This window comes from Pseudoalteromonas sp. TAB23 (assembly GCF_000498075.1).
Taxonomy (GTDB): Bacteria; Pseudomonadota; Gammaproteobacteria; order Enterobacterales; family Alteromonadaceae; genus Pseudoalteromonas; species Pseudoalteromonas arctica.
Genome location: NZ_AUTP01000331.1, coordinates 17,774 through 27,369 on the forward strand (window position 1 = coordinate 17,774; position 9,596 = coordinate 27,369).

Annotated in this window: 7 protein-coding genes; 4 read left to right on the forward strand and 3 right to left on the reverse strand. The window is 38.8% G+C overall.

Annotation, left to right across the window (positions count from 1 at the left end; all coding sequences use genetic code 11):
* Positions 1-146: 146 nt before the first annotated feature.
* The 3 genes from L654_RS0122250 to L654_RS0122260 form a co-directional block, all read right to left on the reverse strand.
* Entirely contained in the window at positions 147-1,160 is a 1,014-nt protein-coding gene (locus tag L654_RS0122250; protein WP_024609084.1) for a patatin family protein, read from the reverse strand.
* 283 nt (positions 1,161-1,443) lie between these two features.
* Positions 1,444-2,439 (reverse strand): LLM class flavin-dependent oxidoreductase, encoded by a 996-nt coding sequence (locus tag L654_RS0122255; protein ID WP_024609085.1) that lies wholly within the window; start codon positions 2,437-2,439, stop codon positions 1,444-1,446.
* 258 nt (positions 2,440-2,697) lie between these two features.
* Entirely contained in the window at positions 2,698-3,456 is a 759-nt protein-coding gene (locus tag L654_RS0122260) for a rhamnogalacturonan acetylesterase (RefSeq protein ID WP_024609086.1), read from the reverse strand.
* A gap of 419 nt (positions 3,457-3,875) precedes the next feature.
* On the opposite strand from L654_RS0122260, the gene L654_RS0122265 reads away from it, so the two are divergent.
* From L654_RS0122265 to L654_RS0122280, 4 genes are all read left to right on the forward strand, one after another.
* A complete protein-coding gene (locus L654_RS0122265) occupies positions 3,876-6,590 on the forward strand; it encodes a TonB-dependent receptor (RefSeq protein WP_024609087.1) in 2,715 nt (904 codons plus the stop codon).
* A 435-nt stretch (positions 6,591-7,025) separates the two neighbouring features.
* Positions 7,026-7,679 (forward strand): TonB-dependent receptor plug domain-containing protein, encoded by a 654-nt coding sequence (locus L654_RS0122270; RefSeq protein WP_024609088.1) that lies wholly within the window; start codon positions 7,026-7,028, stop codon positions 7,677-7,679.
* A gap of 8 nt (positions 7,680-7,687) precedes the next feature.
* Positions 7,688-7,822, forward strand: coding sequence for a hypothetical protein (locus L654_RS1000000128610; RefSeq protein WP_004334886.1), 135 nt, complete (start codon positions 7,688-7,690; stop codon positions 7,820-7,822).
* A 242-nt stretch (positions 7,823-8,064) separates the two neighbouring features.
* The gene (locus tag L654_RS0122280) at positions 8,065-9,537 is read left to right on the forward strand and encodes a glycoside hydrolase family 28 protein (protein ID WP_024609089.1); all 1,473 of its coding nucleotides are present in this window, start codon (positions 8,065-8,067) and stop codon (positions 9,535-9,537) included.
* Positions 9,538-9,596 lie beyond the last annotated feature (59 nt).

Here is a 9,596-nt window from a genome sequence, read left to right on the forward strand (position 1 = left end):
ATGCTCACTTTAAAATTTTATAAAGTATAGCTAAGGTTAATAAATGTACAAATTAGGGTGGGTGTCATTTAAATAAAAGGCATTTAAATGAATAATACTGCAACTTTAAGTCGCAGTATTATTCATGATTTGGGTATCCAATTTGCTTAATTGTAACGATACTCGCTTTGTGAGTAGTTATGCGTATTGCTGATCTCAAATTGGCTTTGCTGCGCTAAATAAGACCGACCTGCAGCTAAGCCTAATTTATGATCAAAACGTAAATCGTTATTTGAACTACCTAATAATTTGCTATGCAGTTTTTCGTCTGCAAAAATTTGTATTATTTCTACATCACTTGGTGGATTTGCAATAAACTCAAGCTCATCTAAATACGCTTTTTCGTGCTGTATTAAGTAGTCCAATGTTTTTGGACAATAGCCTGATGCTATAGCAAATGTTCTTAGCTTTTGTACCCATGCAGATTGCGCTTGAAAATTAGCGTCAACCGTTCTTATTACAACAATTTTACGAGCACCTCGGTTGTAAGCTTCACGCACGGGAAGTGGAGCGGCTAAACCGCCGTCTAGATAAAAATCGCTCTGTGCTTGTTCTTCAACAAGATGTGTTTCATTCGCTGCTTTTGCGTTTAACCAAGGTGTTAACTTTACACCTTGTTTGTATAAAAACGGAAGTGCGCTAGAAGCCTTTAACAAATCACGCCATTGGCCACTATCACCTGTAGGCGATAAGTAATAAGCTTTTCTGTCTCGTGCGTTTGTTGCTGTTATAAGTAGTTCACGCTCACCTAAACTAGTTTTCGCTGTTTTGAAATCTATAGCTCTGTTTACTTCAGTGGTTTTGTCAAAGTACCAATCTAAATCAACTATATGCTTACCCACTAATCCGCGACCAAGCTGAAAAAAACGCTTATTACGCGAAAGTCCTCTAATCAGGCGTTTAGCGTAGCCTTTTTGACGCGCTAAGTAGCTAGTTAAGTTTTGCGAACCCGCTGAAGTACCAATAAATAAATCAAATGGGTCATAGCTTTGCTCTAACCAAGCATCAAGTACGCCAGCTGTGAATATCCCTCGCTGCCCGCCACCTTCAGCAATCAGAGCAACTTTTGGCTGCGCTGTTTTGTTAACTGAATTAGCTGTTGCGGTGTTTAGAGAGTTCACGGTGTACCTGCCTTTAATTTTATGATGTCTGGTTTAATAGCTACATTATAAAAAACAAAAGTGATATCTTAAAATTGATTGTTTAAATCAGTTCAATTGAAAAAACAGAACGGTATATAAAGCAAAATATGTACTAAAAATAGCAATCAAATTTACTTTGAATATTTAAATAACAAATACAGACATCACTTAAAGTTAATAAAATGAGTTAAAAAAGTTTAACTTTTGATGATGTCTGTATGTTAACAAGCCCAGAGTGTACGCTTGCTTAACTAACTATATTTTAGTGCTTTATTTCCATTAAAATTTCGAGTGCACGGTGGCGTTTTTCACTATCGAATACATCATTGGTAAATATAAACTCATCAACTTCTAGCTGTTTAGCTATCATCTCTAACTTGTGTTTAATACTTACATGTCCTCCTACTACGCTTAGGCTTAAAAAGTTCTCTACATGAGCGCGCTCTTGTTCGCTCCATAACCCGTCCATACTTTCGACGGGTGGTTTTAACCACAGCTCATTACCGCGTATAAGTTCGAGCACACGTTGCTTAGAAGTAGTCGACAAGTATTGCGCTTCATCATCGGTATCTGCAGCCACTAAAGGCAGTGCAAGCATTACGTATGGCTTATCAAGTACGCTTGATGCTTTAAATTCGCGCTTATACAACGCTATTGCATCGTGCACGAAGCGCGGTGCAAAATGTCCTGCAAATACATACGGTAACCCTTTTTGCGCCGCTAGTTGCGCGCTAAATAAACTCGAGCCTAATAACCAAATAGGAACGTTTGTGTTCTCACCAGGAATAGCGCGAACAGGGTGACTACCATCGTAAGGGCCTAATAAAGTTTGCAGTTCAGTGACTTCATCGGCAAAGTTTTCAGCGCGTCGTTCATCTCGGCGCAGAGCACGACTGGTTATATGATCGCTACCTGGTGCGCGGCCTAAACCTAAATCAATACGCCCAGGGTATAAACTCTCTAATGTGCCGTATTGCTCTGCAACAATCAGTGGCGGGTGATTTGGTAACATAACGCCACCAGCACCTACTCGTATAGTTTTAGTTTGCCCTGCTATGTGGCCAATTAATACAGAGGTTGCCGCGCAGACAATTCCCGGCATATTATGATGTTCAGCCATCCAAAATCGGTTAAAACCGAGTTCATCAGCTTTTTGTGCATAAGCGACACTATTTGCTAGAGTACTTGAGACGGTGGCATCTTCTTTCATTGGGCTAAGCTCAAGTAAAGAAAACGGTATTGCAGATAACCCAGACATGCGTACTCCTCATTGCCTTTAATTAAGTGATGAAGATAGTCAAAATAATTTAACCATCATTCCATTAATGGGTCTGCTGGGTGGTTAATTCAATCATTGATTTTAACTAATCAATTGATCCTGTCTATTAAGCTAAGTGCAGAGTGATTATTGCATTAGATGCACTTACACTCATTCAATGCAATTACAATACACTAAATAAACTACACACGTTATTAGCTGTATCAAACATAACAATATGATTTATAAAAATTATTTTTATTTTAAATGTTTTGGATCAGGTATGCGTAATTGCTTAACGAGTGGGTGATTTATTTTTTTCATTTCTATTAATACTAATTGAGCAACTTCTCGAGCACCGAGTTCATTGAAATGGGTATTGTCTTCTACGCCTATAGGGTAATTTGGATGCAAGTTAGGTGCTATATGCATAAAACGTAAGCGTGAGTTGATCCCACCAAGCTTTTGAAAATACTGTTGGGTCACTCGTTCCATGTCAATAATATCGACCTCAGTCTGTTTAGCTAGATCTCTTACTATATCAGCGTAAATAGGATGGGTGTCTTTGATCTGACCTTTTTCATCAAAATTACGACGCGTTACCGGAGTCATCAGTAATGGCTGTGCCTGCTTTGCTCTTACTTCAGCAATAAAATTAACTAGGTTTTGCTTATATTGCTCTGGTGTAGTGTAACGGTCCACTTTGTGTTTTGACTGATCGTTATGACCAAATTGAATGATCACAAAATCATCTTTATTAAGTTCATTTATAATCCCTGCCCACAAGCCTTCACTGATAAAGGTGCGTGTACTACGACCATTTTTAGCACGATTTTTAACGTCGATGCTGTCATTAAAAAAGATACTAAAGGGCATTCCCCAACCTGTTTCAGGGTAATCCTTCACTTCTTTAATTGACATGGTTGAATCCCCTGCCATAAAAAGCTGAACTTTAGTAGTTGCTGACATACTTGAAAAACTCATCATGGTAAATATTGCTGCAATTAGTTTTCCCATTCTACTCGCTCTTTGTTGTTTTTAAAAAATCAGTTTAGCTCTTTATTAAATTATCTTTTGTAATTAATTGAAAAATAAATTTACTTAATTGTCATTATCATTATAAACATACCACCAACTACCACCGGTGGCAAACAACAGGTTAAATCATGGTGCTGAATAAAATTAAACCAGTCCTTAATGTACTTTTACTGCAAAAAATGTAAATGAAGTATGAAAAATGTAATTTATTAGGTTTGACAATACGCTTTTTTAGATATAACTTGATTTTATGCCACCGGTAGCAATTTTATTTCCCTGATATCGCTACCGATTAAAATAATAGTTTTATGACTTTTAATCATAGACTTACATTTTACTGGCTAGATAAAGTGATAAAAATAAAAGCTCAAATCAACAGCATAAAAAAGGAACACACAATGAAGACTGCAAATAAGTTCGTTCTCAAACCACTTAACTGCATTATTAGTGCCTTACTACTGGGCACAACATCGTATGCAATCGCAGCCGATGAACAGCCACAAACAGATACTAAAGCCCAAAATGACATAGAGTTAATTCAAGTAACTGGATTTAGATCATCATTAAATAAATCCTTAGCAACTAAACGTTTTGAAGTAAATACCACTGAATCCATCGCGGCTGAAGATATTGGTAAATTCCCTGATCTGAATATCGCAGAATCATTACAACGTATTCCTGGGGTAGCTATTTCTCGTGAAGGTGGTGAAGGACGTCAAATTACGTTGCGTGGCTTAGGTCCGGCTTTTACCCGCACAACACTTAATGGTATGGAAGTACCTGCTAGTACCGATGGCACCGACTCTGGTGGCGGCGTAAACGGTGGCCGTGCATTTGACTTTAATATATTTGCATCCGAACTATTTAATCGTGTTGATATCCAAAAAACGCCCACGGCCGCAACTGAAGAAGGTGGTATAGCGGGCACTGTTGATATGTATTCTGCACGTCCTTTTGACACAACAGGCTTTCATGTTGCAGCGTCCGCGCAAGCCGGTTATAACGACCTCACTGAAGAAGTCGACCCACGGATGGTATTTATGATCAGCAACACATTTGCTGATGATACAATCGGGGCTTTATTCTCTGTCGCAAAATCTGAACGCACCGTACGCCAAGAAGGCTTTGGTACAGTTCGCTGGACCACCCCCGTACTCGATGGTGGCGGTATCTATGCTGACACCTCTAATACTGAAGTTATTGGCACACCCAATACAGGGGACTGTGAGTTCGAAGGTCAAACAGTCGATGCTGTGAACTGCTTATATACGCCTCGCCTGCCTCGCCCTGATTTTTTTGGTAATGAACAAGAACGTTTAGGCTTTACCGGTTCATTACAATATGCTCCTTACGATGATCTGGTCCTTACACTAGATACATTACATTCAACTCTTGATAATGACCGTACTATGTACAACTTTTTCGAGATGTTTAGAAACACATTCAGCGAAATTACTCCTGAATCGATTACGATTTCTGACAATGGAAAACAGGTCCAAGCAGCGACATTTAACGGCGTTAAATCTCGAGTAGAAAGCCGTCAGCAGATTTCAAAAACAAAATTTCAACAATACGTATTCTCTGCTAAATATCATTTATCTGATTACCTTCGATTAGACGCTATGGTGGGCACTGCTGAATCGGATGCTCGCTCTGAACAGTATCGTTATAACATGACTAATAACACACCTCATAGAGTATCGATGGATTTTGGCACCAGCAATAATACCGCTGTAATGAATTACGATTACGATACTCTAGATGCCAACTCTTTTGATTTAGCCGATGGGCGCTTACGTGCAACAGATGTACTGCGCGAAAATGACACCGCTAAAATTGATTTATCATACGAGATGGATATGATGAATATCAAAGGCGGTATAGCCTATAACGACAGAACGGTTAGTTACGATGAATCACAAATAAACGGTTTTCCTGATCAAGATTCTGCAGCTGGATTTTCTCAGCTAATACCCTACGATGATTTTGGCACCGGTTATGACGGCACGTTATCACCCTTTCTAGTGGCTGATTTTGATGCAATAAATTCACAGCTTTTACTTAAAGAGTGGGTGCCACGCAGTGCGCAGAGCTGGAAAGTTGAAGAAGAAACAATGGCTGCCTACATCGAAACAAATTTTGAGTATGAAATTTCAAGTATGCTGCTCAGAACTAATGCAGGTGTTCGTTATGTAAAAACTGAAACCACATCAACAGGTTTTATTCAAACTGATGCGGTATCAATCGACAATAGCTATGACAATATTTTACCAGTGCTAAATTTAGCCCTTGATGCAACCGATGATGTGATTGTAAGGCTGGGTTTATCTAAAACCATGACCCGCCCGAGTTTGAGTTCACTCAATCCTGGTAATCCATCGTTTTCTTATTTAAACGGCACTGTTAGTGCGGGTAACCCATTCTTAGACCCATTCACCTCTACCAATACAGACGTTGGTGTTGAATGGTACTTTGCAGAAGAGTCGCTATTAGCAGCAACAGCGTTTTACAAAGATATTGGCTCTTTTATAAAAAGTGATAGTGAAGAAAAACTCGTCGATCCTGCTTATTTACCCTTTATTGATAATGATCCGCAATATGATCCATCAAGTGCACTCGATCCTAGAACTACCCCTTACACACATTTCGTCCCTGTAAATGGTCAAGGAACTGTGATTAAAGGGCTTGAACTTATTTATCAGCAACCTTTTTCATTCCTACCTGGGTTGTTAAAAAATATGGGGTTAGTGTCTAACTATACGTATGTCTCTGCAGGTGAAATTACGGGTCTTTCTAAAAATTCTTATAACTTTACCCTGTATTATGAAGAAGAAAACTATGGCGCTCGTGCTTCAGTGAATAAACGCGACAATTACATCACTGATTACACAGGTAACAATGGTAATGCTGAAGAAGCGACATCTGGTCCAACACATTTTGACCTATCAGCCTTTTATAATATTAATGAAAATGTAACCGTAACATTTGAAGCAATTAACCTTACCGATGAGTATGAACGCCTGTATACCACGGGTGATGGTAGTTTAGATTTACCACGTGAATATAATCATACCGGTCGACAGTACTTTTTAGGAATACGCTACAACTTATAAAGCAATGCTTAAACTTTAAATTCCCCTAAAGTAAACAGCTTAATTAACATTTTAATTAAGCTGTTTTTCTATGACTAAGGTAGTGCACCAGTTATTTATAATTAAAACGTAGTGCAGCCGATGGCTAATAATCAGTTAAATCACAGTGCTTATAAATAATGTTGCACTTGAATGGTATTCGCACGCCATTGGAAATGTAAATTAAAGATGAATTATGTTATTTTTTTCGTTTGACATCACATCAATAACATTATACTTCTCACTTATACCACCGGTAGCAAAAATAATTAATCAATACTTCGCTACATACTTTCTCGTTTTTTTCCCATTATGAATTATTAGGTTAGGTGTAATAAGAATCAGAACAAGTACATGACAAACACACTAATTCAAGTCATGTTAACTTAATAACAATAAGTAGAACGTGGAACCACTATGAGAAGCAGCACACACAATTTTAAACTTAGTAAGTTGATGACCAATTTAATACTCAGTGGCGCATTAACCAGTGGCTTAGCATATGCAGCGCCTCAAGATGAAGCTGTTGCTGATGATCAACTTGAAGTGATCGAAGTAAAAGGTTTTCGCGGTAGTATCAATGCCGCTTTAATGACTAAGCGTGAAGCCGTTGGTACACGTGAGACTATCATTGCTGAAGATATTGGTAAATTTCCTTACTTAAATGTTGCTGACTCACTTTCGCGTGTACCTGGTATCTCTATTGAAGAGGATGCAGGTGAAGGTCGTCAAATTACCATTCGCGGTTTAGGTTCTCGTTACGTCAAAACCACAATTAATGGTATGGAGTCGGCATCTGCTGGTGCTGCAACAGACGCTGCGGGTGGTTCAAATACATCTCGTGCATTTAATTTTAATGTATTTGCCTCTGAACTGTTTACCCAAATAGATATTAATAAAACCGTTTCTGCTGAACTTGAAGACGGTGGCATCTCAGGCAATGTTAACTTACAAACGGCGCGTCCATTTCAATATGATGGCTTTAAAGGGGCTTACAATGTCAATACTCGTTATAGTGATGTTGATGAGGATGTATCGCCTCGTGCTTCTTTTATGCTCGCTACAAGTTAACAGAAAAAATGAGTGTTTCATTTGAAGCCGTTAATTTAATAGATGAAAAACAAGATATGTGGAATGATATTTATACCCCTCGCCCTTATGAAAATCTGTCATCAGGTCGCCAGTTTTTAGTGGGTGTAAGGGGCACTTTCTAAACTTAATCAACACATAGCCTCGTTAATTGAAGCTATGTCTGCAATATAATACTCCCCCCCGTGCATAATCGATGGTTTTTACTGTCGATTATTTTATTAGTTACTAATTTTAAATAACTTTTTCAAAAACAATAAATCTTTGATAATTTAAACTAAGTAGTAAAATGACATTGCCACCGGTGGCAATAACTGCTAATGTTAGCCTATTATAATAATTCCAATTTCAGCAGCAGGATACAAAAATGAACAATCAACGACGGTATTTTCTTAAAGCATTGGCTTCTAGCACGTTGGTAACTGCAACCTTAGTTGGCTGTAAGTCAGCCCCTTTGCTCAATGTTTTTGACGCACCCATTAGCGCTGATGATTGGCAAATGGCTGCACAAATCAAATCAGCGATTGTAGTACCGACCTTCCCTGCTAAACAATTTAATATTAAAGACTTTGGCGCAAAAGAAAATGGCCAATATGATTGCACACAGGCCATTAAAAGCGCCATTGAAGCCTGTCACGCACAAGGAGGTGGTCAGGTCTATATTCCAGATGGTACCTACTTCACTGGTGCGATTCATTTATTATCAAACGTTAACTTGCACCTCAGTGATAACGCAATAGTGAGCTTTAGCACTGATCCCACTCATTACTTACCAGAAGTATTTACTCGCTGGGAAGGCTTAGAAATGATGGGGTACTCACCACTGATTTATGCTTTTGAGCAAGAAAACATTGCCATCACAGGTAAAGGAACACTCCAAGGAAATGGCGATAACCAAACATGGTGGCCTTGGAAGGGACCACACAAGGAAGGCCATTGGGATTTAATTAAAGATAGCCAAGGTAAAGTATTGCACCAGCGTGAAGCACGCGATCAGTTGATGGTTGATGCCGAAGCTGGTGTGCCAGTAAGCGAACGTATATACAGTACCGGCGCCTATTTACGTCCCCCTTTTATTCAACCGTATAAATGTAAAAATATTTTAATCCAAGGTGTAACAATTAAAAACTCGCCATTTTGGTTAGTGAATCCGGTTTTATGTAAAAGTGTTACGGTTGATAAGGTTAATTTTTCAAGCCACGGGCCAAACTCTGATGGTTGTGACCCAGAAAGCTGCGATCATGTACATATCAAAAACTGTGTATTTGATACCGGTGATGACTGTATCGCGATTAAATCAGGGCGAAATGCAGACGGAAGACGTGTCGGTGTACCCTCACAAAACATTGTTATTGAAAACTGCCATATGAAAGAAGGCCACGGTGGAGTGGTTATAGGTAGCGAAATATCAGGTGGTGTAAACAATGTCTTTGTGCAAAATTGTACTATGGACAGCCCGCATCTAGAACGCGCTATTCGTATCAAAACTAACTCAGTACGTGGCGGTTTGATCGAGCATATACGCATTCGTAATGTTGACGTTGGCACCGTTAAAAACGCTGTTGTGATCAACTTCTATTATGAAGAAGGCGATGCAGGACAATTCGATCCAACAGTTCGTGATATTCAAATTGAAAACTTACATTGTAAAAATGTACTCAGTAAAGCGTTTTATCTTAATGGCTTTGAACGCGCACCAATTAACAATATTCATTTTAAAAACTGCCATTTTGACCAAGTAGGCAGTCAGTCAATCGTAGCTCATGTAAATAATATGAGTTTAGATAATGTCACTTTAAACAAACAGCCACTGACAATGGCGCAATTACAGCAATCATGATAGGAACCGATGTATGAACGCGTTTTCAACATTATTAGGCACGCAACCAATCCTGCCTA

Coding starts and splice junctions, on each gene's coding strand:
- L654_RS0122255 (WP_024609085.1), bottom strand. CDS start 2,439: ATGTCTGGGTTATCTGCAATACCGTTTTCTTTACTTGAGCTTAGCCCA.
- L654_RS0122265 (WP_024609087.1), top strand. CDS start 3,876: ATGAAGACTGCAAATAAGTTCGTTCTCAAACCACTTAACTGCATTATT.
- L654_RS0122260 (WP_024609086.1), bottom strand. CDS start 3,456: ATGGGAAAACTAATTGCAGCAATATTTACCATGATGAGTTTTTCAAGT.
- L654_RS0122270 (WP_024609088.1), top strand. CDS start 7,026: ATGAGAAGCAGCACACACAATTTTAAACTTAGTAAGTTGATGACCAAT.
- L654_RS0122280 (WP_024609089.1), top strand. CDS start 8,065: ATGAACAATCAACGACGGTATTTTCTTAAAGCATTGGCTTCTAGCACG.
- L654_RS1000000128610 (WP_004334886.1), top strand. CDS start 7,688: ATGAGTGTTTCATTTGAAGCCGTTAATTTAATAGATGAAAAACAAGAT.